Raw genomic sequence first — 15,729 nt, forward strand, 5'->3', positions numbered from 1 at the left:
CCCCATCCTGTCAGAAGCCGCAGGACGCGCGGACCCCGCCCGTCAGGCCGCGCCATCGGGGATGAAGACGTAGCCGAGACCCCAGACTGTCTGGATGAAACGGGGGCTGCCCGGATCGGGCTCGATCAGTTTGCGCAGACGGGAAATCTGCACGTCGAGGCTGCGGTCGAACACCTCGTATTCGCGTCCGCGCGCGAGCTCCATGAGCTTTTCGCGCGAAAGCGGCTGGCGAGGATGGCGGGCGAACACCTTGAGCACGGAGAATTCGCCGGTCGTCAGCGGGATTTCCTGGCCGGCCTTGGTCAGGGTGCGGGTAGCGAGGTTCAGCGAGAACTCGCCGAATTCGAACAGTTCGGTCGTTTCCGAGGGCGCGCCGGGCAGCTCGGCGGGCGCCTGGCGGCGCAGCACGGCGTGGATGCGCGCGACCAGCTCGCGCGGATTGAACGGCTTGGGCAGATAGTCGTCGGCGCCCATCTCGAGGCCCACGATGCGATCCACGTCCTCGCCCTTGGCCGTGAGCATGATGATCGGCGTACGGTCGTTGCTGCCGCGCAGACGCCGGCAGATCGACAGGCCGTCCTCGCCCGGCAGCATGAGGTCGAGCACGAGCAGGTCGAAGCGCTCGCGCACCCACAGCTTGTTCATTGCGGGCGCGTTTTCGGCGACGTATACGTTGAAGCCCTGTTCGCCGAGATAGCGTCGCAGCAGATCGCGCAAACGCGGGTCGTCGTCGACGACGAGGATTTTCGAGGGGTTCTTGGTTTCCATGCCTGGCATCTTAGCGCGATTAGAAAACGGTGCGAGATGGCGTCAAATGACGAGTAACAGTCCGTTACAAAATTTACCCGCCCTCCGGCGTTGCGTAAAGCACCCGGGACTAGACTCCTTTACGGAATGCGGCTGTTCGGTGGATACTTCACCCGACTTAAACTCTTGCGCCCACTTCGCGTCGGGGCCGCACACGCATTCGAGGTAGCCGTTTGCCGCGTTACGAAGGGAACAAGATGAAGGGAGGGGTCAAGCCGACCGTGCGCCTCATCATGATCGGGTTGGCCACCGCCGGCACTGTCATGATTGCACTCGAGTCGGCCCCCGCCCGCGCATTGCCCTCCGCCGACAGGTTCCATTCCTCCCGCGCCGCCGCGCGCGCCATGCGCATGCGGCCTTTCCATCTTCCCTTCGACGATACGGGCCATCCCGCCTCCGATCTGAACATGCGTCCCGCCATTCCCCCCGACCTCGACGAACGCCGGCGTGACGGGCACATGACGCCCGAAGAGCGCCACTTGCTGCGTCAACACATTGAAGACGCGGTGCGTGAACTTTACAAGCGCTAGCGAGGCGCGGCGAGGGCGAAGCGGATGCGCCCCGCTCTGCAAGCTATAAAAGGAAGCAGTCACAAAATGATGAAGCGACGCGACTTTCTTGCCGCCATGCTGGCGGCAGGCGTGTCGCCGTGGTTGCCCGGGTCTGCGACGGCACAGACCGTCGCCGGGGGGCGCCCGGCACAGTCTTCCATTCGCGACGACAACCTGCTGATCCTCGTCGAGCTGAACGGCGGAAACGACGGCCTGAATACGGTCGTGCCGTTCGCCGATCCGCTTTACCGGATATTTCGCCCGAATATCGGATTGCCGCGCGAGCAACTGCTCCCAATCGATGCCCGCACGGCGCTGCATTCCGCACTCGCGCCGATGCTGCCGCTCTGGCAGGCCGGGCAGTTGGCGATCGTGCAGGGCGTCGGCTATGCGCAGCCGAATCTGTCGCACTACCGTTCGCGCGAAATCTGGGAAACCGCTTCGCCTGCCGACACGTATCTGCGCGAAGGCTGGCTCGCGCGCGCCTTCGCGGTCGAGCCGTCGCTCCGGGGCTTCGTGGCCGGCTCGGCCGAAATGGGGCCGTTCGACGGCAGCGGCAATCGCGTGACGGCATCGGCCTCGACGGCCCCGGGCGCAAACGTTACGTCTCCGGTTCCGCTGGAGATGCCGGTTCCCGACGGTCCGTTCGGCGCATCCGTCGAGGCCGCGATGCGCCTGCTCGCAGCGAACGGTCCGGCGCCGGGCGTCTCGGCAATCCGGCTGACGCTCGACGGGTTCGATACGCATGAAAATCAGCCCGAGCGGCACGCGGCGCTGCTGGCACAACTGGCGCAGGGATTCTCCGCCATGCGCGACGCGCTCGTCGGGATGGGGCGCTGGGCTCGCACCGTCGTGATGACTTATGCCGAATTCGGGCGGAGCGTGCGGGAAAATACCGGAAACGGGACCGACCACGGCACCGTCGCGCCGTGTTTCGTGGCGGGCGGGCGCGTATTGGGCGGGCTGTACGGCACGGCTCCCCAACTGGCCCAGCTCGACAGCGGCGGCCAGCTTCCGGTCGGCGTCGATTTCAGACGGCTTTATGCCACCGTCCTCGGCCCCTGGTGGGGGCTCGACGCGCAAACGGTCCTGCATCAGCATTTCGAGCCGCTGCCGCTGCTGCGCACGTGACGGCATCATGCCCGCGAATGTGCGGCAGGCCGCGTTGTCTCCCGGCAGGGATGTGGCAACAATCACGCAAGGAGAGGCGCACGCCAATCACCGGATCGGGACCACCATGAAGTCTGCCGGCAGCACCGGGTTCGAACGCTTGCTAACTTGTCGACTGCACGTGCTGAACAAACTGTCCGAGCGCGGCAGCGCGCTTCGGTATCGGGCGAAACTGGGCGTGACGCTATCCGAGGCGCGCGTGATCGCGGCGGTCGGTTCGTTCGGTCCGCTTTCGGTGATCGAGCTGGCGCGCCACGCGAATCTCGACAAAAGTCAGGCGAGCCGCGCGGCCGAGGCGGCGATGCAGCGCGGGCTCATTCGACGCGAGGCGAGCGACGACGACGGCCGCATCGTGTTGCTGTCGCTGGCGCCGTCGGGGCGGGCGCTCTACCGCAGGATCGTGCCGATCGCCTGTAACTGGGATGTCGAGCTGTTCGCCTGTCTCGACGGGGCGGAGCGTGCCGTGTTGTTGCGCATGCTGGACCGGGTCATCGCATCAGCGAAGACCGGCGGGATCTGAATCAGGCAAGGCGGATTCGCACGACGGTTTTCCGCCGGCCTTACCTCGTGCCTGAATCGTCGCTCCGAAAATTCAATTGATTCGGCATCCATATAATTGTGCGGATGAAGATCGGCACCCCGTCCGTCGGATGATGCCGGCGAAGCATCATGAAAAACGGGTGAAGGACGTACCGCCGCTTCGATATCGAAGCGCGGCCGAAACGGTTTGAATCGTCGTCTTATATCCGGTCGCCCGGTTTCGCGGCGTGCCCGCCGGGCGCGTATCCCGTAGCTGCCGGGCAATAACGATACCCATGCGCCTGGTTGGTGCGAGGAGCGGGACTCGAACCCGCACACCATTGCTGGCGTCAGGACCTAAACCTGGTGCGTCTACCAATTTCGCCATCCTCGCCGTCGGGTCGGAGCGCCGGGCGCGCGGCCATGAACGTCCGCACGCAACCCACCCGAAATCCGGCTCGCAACCGGGCTTTTTCATTCTGGATTGGCACCCCGGCCGCGTGAGCGCGAGATTCTAACCGATTGCCCTGTGCTTGTCTGCATTCGGTCAATATGACCCGATGATAGAATCGAAAGTCGGATGTCGTGCAGGTCTCCGCCCGGGAACGCCGACGATTCGATGAATACCCCCAGTGAGTACCGCCAGGTCGGATCGTATCCGCACCTTCCTTTTCCCCTGCATTGATCTCGTGGATTTCGACGACTACTGCCTGCAAAAGGCGGCCCCTCCCGGTTCATCGACCTACTACGCGCTTCGTCAGGCGCCGGCCGCGCGCCAGCCGTTGATCGCCGCGCTGTTCGCCCTGCGCTGCGAGTTCGAGGAAACGGCGCGAGAGCCTCGCGATCCGACGGTCGGCCGCACGCGGTACGCGTGGTGGCAAAAGGAACTCGCCGCGCTTGCGGCCGGTACGCCGTCGCATCCGGTGACGCGCGCGCTGGCGGCCCACCTCGGGGACGTGAACGCCGAATATCCGGTGCTGGAAGCGCTGCTCGCGGGATTCGGGATGGACCTCGAGCAGGCGCGCTACCTCGACTTTCCCAACTTGCAGCGCTACATGGGCGGCGTGGGCGGCGCGTTCGCGTCGCTGCTCGCGCGCGTGACGGCCCGCGAGCCGGCCGATGCCGCGCGATGGGCCGTGCCGCTCGGCAACGCGCTGATGCTCGCGCAACTCGTGCAGGAGGTCGGCAACGACGCGCGGCACGGCCGCATCTACATTCCGATCGACGAGTTGCAGCGCTATAACGTGACGGCGGCCGACCTGATCAATCGCCGCTATGGCGACGAGTTCACGGCGTTGATGACGTTTCAGACCGTCCGCTCGCGCGAGGCCGTGCACGCGGCGCTCGACGCGATGCCGGCCGCCGAACGCCGGACGCAGCGCACGCTGCGCGCGCAGGCCGCGCTCTCGCTCGCGCAGCTCGACGAAATCGAGCGCGAGGGGTTTCGGGTCCTGCACCAGCAGATCGCGCTCACGCCGATTCGCAAGCTCTGGATCGCCTGGCGCGCGGCGCGGCGCGCCTGACGGCGTTCAGCGCGTCGGGCGAACCGAGCCGTATTTCAGTCGGGTCAATTGTTCGGCCGCGTCCGAGAGCAGCGCGGCCGCGTCGCGGATCGCGGTTTCGAGCGTGATGGGTCCCGGGGCCGGCGAGAAGCAGCCGTCGAAATACGCGGAGAGCGGCGACAGGGCGGCGGGATCGATCGCGCCCGAGAGCAGCGTCGTGCTCACGCCCGCGACGGCGGCGTGGCGGCAGGCGATGAACGGGGCCTTGCCGTGCAGCGTCTGCGCGTCCGAGCGGCCTTCGCCCGTAATCAGCCAGTTCGCGCCCTGCAGGGCGGCGTCGAGCCCGATCTGGCGGGACACGACTTCCGCGCCCGGTTCGAAGCTCGCGCCGAGCATCCGCAACGCGAAGCCGAGACCGCCTGCCGCGCCGGCGCCCGGCTCGTGGCGCACCGAGAGGCCGAGCGCGGCTTCGAGCAGATCGGCGAAGCGTCCGAGCACGGCGTCGATGGGCGCGATCTGCTCCGGCGTCACGCCTTTTTGCGGGCCGAATATGGCCGTCGCGCCGTGCTCGCCGGTTAGCGGATTGTCGACGTCGGACATGCCGACGAACGACGCCTGCGAAAGCCGCGGGTCGAGCTCCGACACGTCGATGCGCGCCACGCAGGCGAGCGCCTCGGGCGTGGGGGCGAGTGGCCGGCCGGCGGCGTCGAAGAGCTTCATGCCGAGGCCGGCCAGCAGGCCGGCGCCGCCGTCGTTCGTGCTGCTGCCGCCGAGCGCGACGAAAAATTTGCGCACGCCTTCGTCGAGCAGTGCGCGGATCGCTTCTCCGAGGCCGCGCGTGCTGCGCGCCGACACCGGCACGCCCATGCCGACGGGATCGGTGATGCCGACGATCTGGGCCGATTCGATCATCGCGTGGCCGTTGCCGAGCAGACCGACGGCCGCGGTATGCGCGATGCCCGCCGCGCCTTCCACCGTCAGCGTGCGGCGCGTGCCGCCGCCGGAGAGCATCGCGTCGAGCGTGCCCTCGCCGCCGTCGGCCATCGGACAGATCCGGATGGTGGCGTCGGGCCGGGCGCGGCGGATTCCGGAAGCGATCGCGGCGGCGACGTCCTCCGCGCTGAGCGACCCCTTGAACGAGTCCGGCGCGATGACGACGATGGGGGACGGGGGCAGGCTGGACATGGAGTCTCGGGTCTCCGGATAAAGATCGTATGGGATCGTATGGTTATGGCGGCGGCCTCGCCGGCAACCACCGCAAAGGGCGCGTGCGGATCGCCGGCTGGCGCGGGCGTTAGCTTAGCAGCAGGCGGCGGTGCGCGCACCCCGCGCCGCTGCGATGGCCGGCCTGCGCGTGGCGAACCTGGGGCCACGCGGGCGCGCCGACCGCGCTCGCAACGCGGTAATCCCGGGGCGATCCGCTTGGGCGCCGAAATAATTTGCTAAAATAGCGGGCTCTTTTTGACGGAACCGCGCCGCAGGCGTCCGATCGGGTTGAAATCGGGCCGGGGCAAGCCGGGAACCAGGCTGGGAAGCAGGCTGGGAAGTGCCGGCCGGCCCCGGGTTCCACGTCAGCAAGGAGCCGCGCCCCGCAAGCGCAGGACCGGGCGGTCCGCCTCGTTGAAGCAGGGCGGCGCAGCACAGATTACCGATTCGCTCGAATAATTTTAGGACGATTGAAGCCATGGCTAACGTTGTTGAAAACCTCGGCAAGCTCGAACGCCGCGTGACGATTTCCCTGCCGAAGGATGCCGTGCAGAAAGAAGTGGATTCGCGTCTGCGTCAACTCGCGAAGAACGTGCGCATGCCGGGCTTCCGTCCGGGCAAGGTGCCGATGAAAATGGTCCAGCAGCAGTACTCGGGCCAGGTGCAGGCCGAAGTGCTGAGCGACAGGATCGGCAAGGAGTTCTCCGACATCAGCCGCACGGAGAACCTGCGCGTCGCGGGTCAGCCGAGCTTCAGCCCGAAGGGCGAGCCGGCCGAAGACGCCTACGCGTTCGACGCGACCTTCGAGGTCTATCCGGAAGTGACGCTCGGCGACGTCGCGAGCGCCGAAATCGAGCGCACGACGACGACCATCAGCGACGCCGAAGTCGACCGCACGCTCGACATCCTGCGCAAGCAGCGCGTGGTCTTCCACGTGCGCGGCGAAGCGGGCGAGCAGGGCGACGGCGGCGCGGACACCTCGGCGCAGAACGGCGACCGCGTGACGCTCGACTTCGTCGGCAAGATCGACGGCGTCGCGTTCCCGGGCGGCAGTGCGGAAGATTTCGCGTTCGTGCTCGGCGAGGGCCGCATGCTGCCGGAATTCGAAACGGCGTCGCTGGGCCTTACGGCCGGCCAATCGCGCGAGTTCGACCTCAAGTTCCCGGACGACTATCACGGCAAGGACGTCGCCGGCAAGACCGCGCAGTTCACCGTCACGATCCGCAAGGTCGAGTGGCCGCGCCTGCCGGACATCGACGCCGAGTTCGCGAAGTCGCTCGGCATCGCCGACGGCGATCTCGTGAAGATGCGCGCCGAGATCAAGGAGAACCTCGAGCGCGAAGCGAAGCGCCGTACCCAGGCCATCGTGAAGAACCAGGTGATGGACGCGCTGCTGAAGATCGCCGAGCTCGACGTGCCGAAGGCGCTCATCGAGCAGGACCAGCAGCGTCTCGTCGACATGGCGCGCCAGGACCTCGCGCAACGCGGCGTGCCCAACGCCAAGGACACGCCGATTCCGGCCGAGATGTTCCAGGAGCAGGCCGAACGCCGCGTGAAGCTGGGCCTCGTGCTGGCCGAACTCGTCAAGGTGAACGAACTCCAGGCGAAGCCCGAGCAGATTCGTGCCGAGGTGGACGAGTTCGCGCGTAGCTACGAGGACCCGAAGGAAGTCGTCCGCTGGTATTATTCGAACCAGCAGCGCCTCGCCGAAATGGAAGCCTTCGTCGTCGAATCGAACGTCGTCGACTTCGTGCTCGGCAAGGCGCGCGTCACGGACAAGGAAGTGAGCTTCGAGGAACTGGCCAGCGCGACCGCGCAGGCCTGACGCGTCGCGATAACGGCGTGCGGGCTGTCGAAGCGACGGCCCGCACGCCGTTTTTTTGTCCACGGCTTTGGCCATGCTGCGCGTGTGGTTGAATTGCACGAGGCTCGCCACCATCCGGTTAAACGAGACATTTTCCTGACAAGGATGCTTTGCATGACCATTCGAGCTCAATCGCTGGATACGTTGGCTTCCCGGGCCTCGCGGGACTTCGAGGCGCAGGCGCTCGGGCTCGTGCCGATCGTCGTGGAAACGAGTGGGCGCGGCGAGCGCTCGTACGACATCTACTCGCGTCTGCTCAAGGAGCGCGTGGTGTTCCTCGTCGGCGAGGTCAACGACCAGACGGCCAATCTCGTCGTCGCCCAGTTGCTGTTCCTCGAGAGCGAGAATCCCGACAAGGACATCAGCCTCTACATCAACAGCCCGGGCGGATCGGTATCGGCCGGCATGGCGATCTACGACACGATGCAGTTCATCAAGCCCGACGTTTCGACCCTTTGCATGGGGCTCGCGGCCAGCATGGGCGCGTTCCTGCTCGCGGCCGGCGCGAAGGAAAAGCGTTTCGCGTTGCCGAACGCGCGCGTGATGATTCACCAGCCGCTCGGCGGCGCACGCGGCCAGGCGTCGGACATCGAGATCCAGGCGCGCGAAATTCTCTACCTGAAGGAGCGCCTGAACAATCTGCTGGCCCAGCATACGGGCCAGCCGGTCGAGCGTATCGCGCGCGACACGGATCGCGACAACTTCATGTCCGGCGAGGACGCCCAGGCTTACGGGCTCGTCGACCAGGTGCTCCACAAGCGTCCGTAAGCGTGCCCGTCAGCACAGGGTGCGGCCCCGATACCGGGTTTCGGAAGCGGGGCCGGCGCTTGTGAAATAATCGGAAACGGACGCTACCTGGCCTGCGGCCAACCTGCCGTCCAGCAGGCGGTTCACGTCTTTCCCGCGCGGGCGGAGCGGCGGGAAAACGGCGTATCATGTAACAGAGTGTCCGGAGGCTCATCTATCCATGGCGGACAAAAAGAATTCTGGCGGCGAAAAGCTGCTGTATTGCTCGTTTTGCGGCAAGAGCCAGCATGAAGTGAAGAAGCTGATTGCGGGCCCGTCGGTGTTTATCTGCGACGAGTGCATCGACCTGTGCAACGAGATCATTCGCGACGAGGCAGCGAGCGCGGGCGTCGAGGCCGGGCTGTCTCGCTCGGACCTGCCGAGCCCGCAGGAAATTCGCGATATCCTCGATCAATACGTGATCGGCCAGGAGCGTGCGAAGAAGATTCTCGCGGTGGCGGTGTACAACCACTACAAGCGCCTCAAGCACCTGGACAGAAAGGACGAAATCGAACTTTCGAAGAGCAACATCCTGCTGATCGGGCCGACCGGCTCGGGCAAGACGCTGCTCGCGCAGACGCTCGCGCGCCTTCTGAACGTGCCGTTCGTGATCGCAGATGCCACGACGCTGACCGAGGCCGGCTACGTCGGCGAGGACGTCGAGAACATCATCCAGAAGCTGCTGCAGAACTGCAATTACGAGGTCGACAAGGCCCAGCGCGGGATCGTCTACATCGACGAGATCGACAAGATCAGCCGCAAGTCCGACAACCCGTCGATCACGCGGGACGTGTCGGGCGAGGGCGTGCAGCAGGCGCTTCTCAAGCTCGTCGAGGGCACGATGGCCTCGGTGCCGCCGCAAGGCGGTCGTAAGCATCCGAACCAGGATTTCATCCAGGTCGACACGACCAACATCCTGTTCATTTGCGGCGGCGCGTTCGACGGGCTCGAGAAGGTCATTACCGACCGCACCGAGAAGACCGGCATCGGCTTCGGCGCGAGCGTGAAGAGCAAGCAGGAACGCGACGCGGGCGAGGTGCTGCGCGAAGTCGAGCCGGAAGACCTCATCAAGTTCGGGCTGATCCCCGAGCTGATCGGTCGTCTGCCCGTCGTGGCGACGCTCGGCAAGCTCGACGAGACCGCGCTGATGAAGATTCTGGTCGAGCCGAAGAACGCGCTCGTGAAGCAGTACCACAAACTCTTCGCGATGGAGCGCGTCGAACTGGAAATCCGGCCGGCCGCGCTTCAGGCCGTGGCCCGCAAGGCAATCCGCCGCAAGACCGGCGCCCGCGGGTTGCGCTCGATCCTCGAACAGGCCCTGCTCGACGTGATGTACGAGCTGCCGACGATGAAAGGCGTCAGCAAGGTCATCATCGACGACAACGTGATCGACGGCGACGGCAAGCCGCTCCTGATCTACGAGGACGCGCCGAAGGTCGCCGGGTCGAATTGATGGTGATCGGCTAAAGAGTTCCGGGAAAAAGCCGTTCATACAGTGGATGAACGGCTTTTTCGTTTATCTTGTGGTCGATGGCGTACTTTTTTGGTGTCACTGAACTTTTCCCACACGCTTGAGGCTTGCAATCGTTGGCGCCGGCCTCATTTATCGAACGAACTGATTCCACTCATGGGGAAATGAAATGTCAGGAACCCAACTCCTCCCGCCGGAACGCATCACGCTCCCGCTGCTGCCGCTGCGGGACGTCGTCGTTTTCCCGCATATGGTGATTCCGCTTTTCGTGGGTCGGCCGAAATCGATTCGGGCCCTCGAAGTCGCGATGGAGGGCGGCAAGCACATCATGCTCGTCGCGCAGAAAACCGCCGCCAAGGACGAGCCGACCGAAAAAGACATGTACGAAGTGGGATGTATCGCCAACATCCTGCAGATGCTGAAGCTGCCCGACGGCACCGTGAAGGTGCTCGTCGAGGGCCTGCAGCGCGCGAAGACGCTGTCCATCGAGGAGCAGGAAACGCAGTTTTCCTGCGAGGTCATGCCGCTCGAGCCCGATCACGCGGACGGCGCCGAAACCGAGGCGCTGCGCCGGGCGATCGTTTCGCAGTTCGACCAGTACGTTAAGCTCAACAAGAAGATCCCGCCCGAGATCCTGACTTCGCTGTCGGGCATCGACGAGGCCGGGCGTCTTGCCGACACGATCGCGGCGCATCTGCCGCTCAAGCTCGACCAGAAGCAGCACATTCTCGAAATGTTCCCGGTCGTCGAGCGCCTCGAGCATCTGCTCGCGCAGCTCGAGGCCGAGATCGACATCCTGCAGGTCGAAAAGCGCATCCGCGGGCGCGTGAAGCGCCAGATGGAGAAGAGCCAGCGCGAGTACTACCTGAACGAGCAGGTCAAGGCGATCCAGAAGGAACTGGGCGAGGGCGAAGAGGGCGCCGATCTCGAGGAGCTCGAGAAGCGCATCACGGCCGCGCGCATGCCGAAGGAGGCGAAGAAGAAGGCCGACGCCGAGCTGAAGAAGCTCAAGCTGATGTCGCCGATGTCGGCCGAAGCGACGGTCGTGCGCAACTATATCGACACGCTGATCGGGCTGCCGTGGCGCAAGAAGAGCAAGGTCAACAACGACCTCGAGAACGCCGAGCGCGTGCTCGACGAGGACCACTACGGTCTCGAGAAGGTGAAGGAACGCATTCTCGAGTACCTCGCGGTCCAGCAGCGCGTGGACAAGGTGAAGGCGCCGATCCTGTGCCTCGTCGGGCCGCCGGGCGTGGGCAAGACCTCGCTCGGACAGTCGATCGCGCGCGCGACGAACCGCAAGTTCGTGCGCATGGCGTTGGGCGGCGTGCGTGACGAGGCCGAAATTCGCGGCCACCGTCGCACGTACATCGGGTCGATGCCGGGCAAGATCCTGCAGAGCCTCACGAAGGTCGGCGTGCGCAATCCGCTCTTCCTGCTCGACGAAGTCGACAAGATGGGCATGGATTTCCGCGGCGATCCTTCTTCGGCGCTGCTCGAAGTGCTCGATCCGGAGCAGAACCACACGTTCGCCGATCACTACATCGAGGTCGATTTCGATCTCTCGGACGTGATGTTCGTCGCGACGTCGAACTCGCTGAACATCCCGCCGCCGCTGCTCGACCGGATGGAAGTGATCCGCCTGTCGGGGTACACGGAGGAAGAGAAGGTCAGCATCGCGCTGCGCTATCTGCTGCCCAAGCAGAAGAAGAACAACGGCCTGAAGGCCGGCGAAATCGAGGTCACAGAAGGCGCGATCCGCGACATCATCCGCTACTACACGCGTGAGGCGGGGGTGCGTTCGCTCGAGCGCGAAGTGTCGAAGATCTGCCGCAAGGTCGTGAAGATGCTGCTGCTGAAGAAGGCGGAAGGCGCGGTGACGGTCGACGGCAGCAATCTCGACACGTTCCTCGGCGTGCGCAAGTACGACTTCGGCCTGGCCGCGAAGGAAAACCAGATCGGCCAGGTGACGGGACTCGCGTGGACCGAGGTCGGCGGCGATCTGCTGACGATCGAGGCGGCCGTGATGCCCGGCAAGGGCAACGTGATCCGCACGGGTTCGCTCGGCGACGTGATGAAGGAGTCGGTCGAGGCGGCGCGCTCGGTGGTGCGTTCGCGCTCGCGTCGCCTCGGCATCAAGGACGAGGCGTTCGAGAAGCAGGACACCCACATCCACGTGCCCGAAGGCGCGACGCCGAAGGACGGTCCGTCCGCCGGCATTGCGATGACGACGGCGCTCGTTTCGGTGCTGACTGGCATTCCGGTCCGTGCCGACGTGGCGATGACGGGCGAGATCACGCTGCGCGGCGAAGTGCTGCCGATCGGCGGGCTGAAGGAAAAGCTGCTGGCGGCCCATCGCGGCGGCATCAAGCTCGTGCTGATTCCGGAAGAAAACGTGAAGGACCTGGCGGAGATTCCGGACAACGTGAAGAACGCCATCGAGATCGTGCCGGTCCGCTGGATCGACAAGGTGCTCGAACTCGCGCTCGAACGCGTGCCGCAACCGCTGCCCGAGGAAGAGACGAAGGCCGACGCGCCGGTTGCCGCCGAACCGGCCAAGGACGCCGGCGCGACCGAGGTGGTCAAGCACTGACTCCCTGACCTGACGCCGGGCGGCTAAAACCGCCGGCAGACCGTACCGGGAAAAGCTCGCGACTCACGAGGTCGCGGGCTTTTTTATTGCGTGCGCCGTTGCCCGCCGGTCGCAGCCGTGCCGTTTCCGGCCGGCTTGACACGGGGCTTTCGGCCTCGTCTAATGAGCGGGCCCGGCTTTAGCCGGGTTCGTCTTTTCCTGGCGCGGTACGCGCGCCAACGTTTGCCAAACACATTCTCGGGGGCTGGAATGAATAAAACGGAATTGATCGATCACATCGCGCAGCAGGCCGACATTTCGAAAGCGGCGGCGGGACGGGCGCTCGACGCCCTGATCGGCGGGGTCAAGGGGACGTTGAAGAAGGGCGGCACGGTCACGCTGGTGGGCTTCGGCACGTTCGCCGTCGGCAAGCGCACGGCGCGCACGGGACGCAACCCGCGCACGGGCGCGGCCATCAAGATCAAGGCGGCAAAGGTGCCCAAGTTCCGGCCTGGAAAAGCGCTCAAAGATGCGCTAAACTAACGGGCTTCCTGCATCAGGGCCGCTATGGCTGCACCATGCAAGGCGGCGGAAAGCTGGGTGCTTAGCTCAGTTGGTAGAGCGGCGCCCTTACAAGGCGTAGGTCGGGAGTTCGAGCCTCTCAGCACCCACCACCAGCTTCCGTTCGCGGCCGTCGAAGCAGTCCGGAGAAGGACCGTGCAGTTCAGAAAACCCGCGTAGCCGGTCGGCTTCCGCGGGTTTTTCTTTTCTTGATCGCTTTTCGCGCCTTCCTTGCTCTTTTTCGCTCACTGCGCGGGGCTAACTCGACTTCGTCACGCGCCAGACCGCGTTGCCGGCATCGTCGGCGATGATGAGCGCACCATCCTTATCCTGGGCCAGTCCGACCGGTGCGCCGTAGAGCTCCTTTTCGTCGTCGGACACGAACCCGGAGACGACGGGCGTCGGCGCGCCGACGGGCTTGCCGTTCTGGAACGGGATGTAGGCGACCGCGTAGCCGCTTAGCGGCGAACGATCCCAACTGCCGTGCTCGCCGATGAAGGCGCCGCCCCGATACTGCGCCGGCAGGTTGTCGCCGGTATAGAAGAGCAGACCGAGCGGCGCGACGTGCGAGCCGATCGCATAGTCCGGGCTGATCGCCTTCGCGACAAGATCGGGGCGCTGCTGGTGGACGCGCCGGTCGACGTGCTGGCCGAAATAGCTGTATGGCCAGCCGTAGAAGCCGCCGTCCTTCACCGAGGTCAGATAGTCGGGGACGAGATCCGCGCCGATTTCGTCCCGCTCGTTCGCGATCGCCCAGAGCTGCCCCGTTTGCGGTTCCCATTGCAGTCCGGTCGGATTGCGTATCCCGGACGCGTAGATGCGGCTCGCGCCCGTCGCCACGTCGACTTCGAGGATGTCCGCGCGCCGGTATTCGACGTCGAGGCCGTTTTCTCCCACATTGCTGTTCGATCCGACGCCGACGTACAGCTTCTTGCCGTCGGGGCTCGCGAGCAGCGACTTGGTCCAGTGGTGATTGATCGTGTTCGGCAGATCGGCGAGCTCGACCCCGGGTTCGGAAATGCTCGTTTCGCCCGATTTATACGGGAATTTCAGGAGCGCATCGGTGTCGGCGACGTAGAGCGTGTCGCCGATCAACTGCATGCCGAACGGCGAATGCAGATGGTCGATGAACACGTACTGGTCCCAACCGCTGCCGTCGGCGCGCCGTCTCAGCAACGTGATGCGATTGGCGCCGCTGGCTTCCTTGCCCGAGCGCCGCTGGATCATGCCGGCGATCAACTGCTTCGGCGTGGTAACGGGTTCCGCGTTCGGGCTGCCCGATTCGGCCACGAGAATGTCGTCGTTGGGGAGCACGTAGACCTGGCGCGGATGCCGAAGCCCGGTCGCGATCCGTTCGATCTGCAGGCCCGCCACGACCCTCGGCGTCCTGCCGTTCTGCCAGCCGGCGTAGCTCGGCACCTGCATCGGCGGTTTGAGGAAGTTCTGCGCGCTCGGCAGCGGCGGATTCGGTCCGAACTGATGCGCGGCATCGTATTGGGCCTGCTTGTCGCATCCGCTGACGAAGGCCGTTGCGGCGATCGCAAGGACGCCGCACAGGGTGGACTTATTCATGGGCCACCTCCGCAAGAACGAACTTGTCGAACGCGAGCGCGATTTGCCCGACGCTCAGCAGGGCGACCGTGATCACCGAGAGAATCACGCTCATCGGGACCGTCGCATAGGCATCGCGACTGTGAACGAATGCGTTGACGATCGCGGCGAGAATGCCCACGAGGTTCAACCAGAAGTCGAGTTTTTCGATGTGCGTAACCGTATGGCGCGACGGAATCCAGACGTGGATGAGGTTGATCACGCGCGGGATGATGGCGAAGAACAGTCCTACCGTGACGAGCCATGCAGCCCCTTTCACCCAGAAAACGTTGGCCGTGATCGTGTAGACGATGTCGAAGATCAGCGTGCCGACGAAAAGGCCGTAGGGAACTGGATTCAGCAGATCGAAGACCGCCGTGGCCAATCTTGACTGATATTTCGGACTTGCTGGGGCCATGATATGTCCTTTTTTCAAGAGTTAACACCGCGATAACCGACACGCGGGAGCGGTCGGTCGGACCCTGACATTGACACCATCCGCCTGAATTATCTTTCGCGTTTTCATCGTCCGGAAATCGGGTTATGTACTTAAAGATTCATTTGGAATGTAGTCCTGAGATAAACTGGAATGCAGATTGAATTTTTCAGTCGAATGGGCCATTCGCCTTGCGCAATTCATGTGCCTGAATTTTTCCAGAGAAGAATTGGATAGCCGCGTTATCGGGCGATTTATATTTGTCGTGCATACCCGTCTGGCACGCCGCATGCTGGATTAGCAGGGGCGAAAAGCGCCTGGACGCCGCCCGGTGGTCGATTGCATAGCGGTGTCCGCCGAGTCGGCGATTCTTTCCGCCGCGCATGCCCGCCATTCCGTTTCGTGTCCTGATTTACCCTATATGAAGCCACGTTCTTTTTGCGGCAAAGTCCGGCTGTGCAAAAGCGGGCGCTGGGTGAGAATGGAGGAGGCCGTTAGTCGAATGAGTCGCTCGGGATAGCCGATGGGTGATTGCCAGTATTAAATAAAGGAACGACTGCCGTATCTCGTCGGCTTGCGGGCGGCGAGCGTAAAGACACATTGACCGGAGCAACGATGCTATCGACGAACAGGCCGTGTGAAGTCGTCTTGCCCAGGCATGCCTTCGAGATGACGGACCGGTCGTCTATCCGGC

Annotated in this window: 13 protein-coding genes and 2 tRNA genes; 10 read left to right on the plus strand and 5 right to left on the minus strand. The window is 64.5% G+C overall.

Annotated elements, in window-relative coordinates; all coding sequences use genetic code 11:
• Positions 1–42: 42 nt before the first annotated feature.
• Positions 43–777: an osmolarity response regulator transcription factor OmpR gene (ompR, locus tag CY652_RS04695; RefSeq protein ID WP_374703623.1), complete on the minus strand. Its 735-nt coding sequence runs from the start codon at positions 775–777 to the stop codon at positions 43–45.
• 227 nt (positions 778–1,004) lie between these two features.
• Here ompR and CY652_RS04700 point away from each other — a divergent pair, with 227 nt between their 5' ends.
• The 3 genes from CY652_RS04700 to CY652_RS04710 all read left to right on the plus strand — a co-directional run bounded on the left by CY652_RS04700 (position 1,005) and on the right by CY652_RS04710 (position 3,048).
• Positions 1,005–1,337 (plus strand): hypothetical protein, encoded by a 333-nt coding sequence (locus CY652_RS04700; protein WP_102129630.1) that lies wholly within the window; start codon positions 1,005–1,007, stop codon positions 1,335–1,337.
• Positions 1,338–1,406: 69 nt separating this feature from the next.
• Positions 1,407–2,489, plus strand: a complete 1,083-nt coding sequence (locus CY652_RS04705; RefSeq protein ID WP_102129631.1) for a DUF1501 domain-containing protein — start codon at positions 1,407–1,409, stop codon at positions 2,487–2,489.
• Positions 2,490–2,595: 106 nt separating this feature from the next.
• A complete protein-coding gene (locus CY652_RS04710; RefSeq protein WP_102129542.1) occupies positions 2,596–3,048 on the plus strand; it encodes a MarR family winged helix-turn-helix transcriptional regulator in 453 nt (150 codons plus the stop codon).
• 306 nt (positions 3,049–3,354) lie between these two features.
• On the opposite strand, the gene CY652_RS04715 is transcribed toward CY652_RS04710, so the two are convergent.
• Positions 3,355–3,441: transfer RNA gene (locus tag CY652_RS04715), tRNA-Leu, on the minus strand.
• Positions 3,442–3,736: 295 nt separating this feature from the next.
• Here CY652_RS04715 and CY652_RS04720 point away from each other — a divergent pair.
• Positions 3,737–4,570, plus strand: coding sequence for a squalene/phytoene synthase family protein (locus CY652_RS04720; protein ID WP_102129543.1), 834 nt, complete (start codon positions 3,737–3,739; stop codon positions 4,568–4,570).
• A 6-nt stretch (positions 4,571–4,576) separates the two neighbouring features.
• Here CY652_RS04720 and CY652_RS04725 read toward each other — a convergent pair whose 3' ends face one another.
• On the minus strand, positions 4,577–5,734 hold the full coding sequence (locus CY652_RS04725; protein WP_102129544.1) for a glycerate kinase: 1,158 nt from the start codon (positions 5,732–5,734) through the stop codon (positions 4,577–4,579).
• 499 nt (positions 5,735–6,233) lie between these two features.
• Here CY652_RS04725 and tig point away from each other — a divergent pair, with 499 nt between their 5' ends.
• From tig to CY652_RS04755, 6 genes are all read left to right on the plus strand, one after another.
• Complete coding sequence (gene tig, locus CY652_RS04730) at positions 6,234–7,580, plus strand: trigger factor (RefSeq protein WP_102129545.1); 1,347 nt, start codon at positions 6,234–6,236, stop codon at positions 7,578–7,580.
• Positions 7,581–7,733: 153 nt separating this feature from the next.
• Entirely contained in the window at positions 7,734–8,387 is a 654-nt protein-coding gene (clpP, locus tag CY652_RS04735; RefSeq protein WP_102129546.1) for an ATP-dependent Clp endopeptidase proteolytic subunit ClpP, read from the plus strand.
• 199 nt (positions 8,388–8,586) lie between these two features.
• Complete coding sequence (clpX, locus tag CY652_RS04740) at positions 8,587–9,858, plus strand: ATP-dependent Clp protease ATP-binding subunit ClpX (RefSeq protein WP_102129547.1); 1,272 nt, start codon at positions 8,587–8,589, stop codon at positions 9,856–9,858.
• 187 nt (positions 9,859–10,045) lie between these two features.
• Entirely contained in the window at positions 10,046–12,469 is a 2,424-nt protein-coding gene (gene lon / locus CY652_RS04745) for an endopeptidase La (protein ID WP_102129548.1), read from the plus strand.
• 162 nt (positions 12,470–12,631) lie between these two features.
• The gene (locus CY652_RS04750; RefSeq protein WP_258002190.1) at positions 12,632–12,991 is read left to right on the plus strand and encodes an HU family DNA-binding protein; all 360 of its coding nucleotides are present in this window, start codon (positions 12,632–12,634) and stop codon (positions 12,989–12,991) included.
• Between the two features lie 55 nt (positions 12,992–13,046).
• A tRNA-Val gene (locus tag CY652_RS04755) sits at positions 13,047–13,122 on the plus strand.
• A 145-nt stretch (positions 13,123–13,267) separates the two neighbouring features.
• Here CY652_RS04755 and CY652_RS04760 read toward each other — a convergent pair.
• A complete protein-coding gene (locus tag CY652_RS04760; RefSeq protein ID WP_102129550.1) occupies positions 13,268–14,581 on the minus strand; it encodes a PQQ-dependent sugar dehydrogenase in 1,314 nt (437 codons plus the stop codon).
• Entirely contained in the window at positions 14,574–15,017 is a 444-nt protein-coding gene (locus CY652_RS04765) for a DUF2231 domain-containing protein (protein WP_102129551.1), read from the minus strand. Before CY652_RS04765 ends, CY652_RS04760 begins: the two co-directional genes overlap by 8 nt.
• Between the last annotated feature and the right edge of the window lie 712 nt (positions 15,018–15,729).

Origin of the sequence: Burkholderia sp. WAC0059, from assembly GCF_002870125.1 — a bacterium.
Taxonomy (GTDB): Bacteria; Pseudomonadota; Gammaproteobacteria; order Burkholderiales; family Burkholderiaceae; genus Paraburkholderia.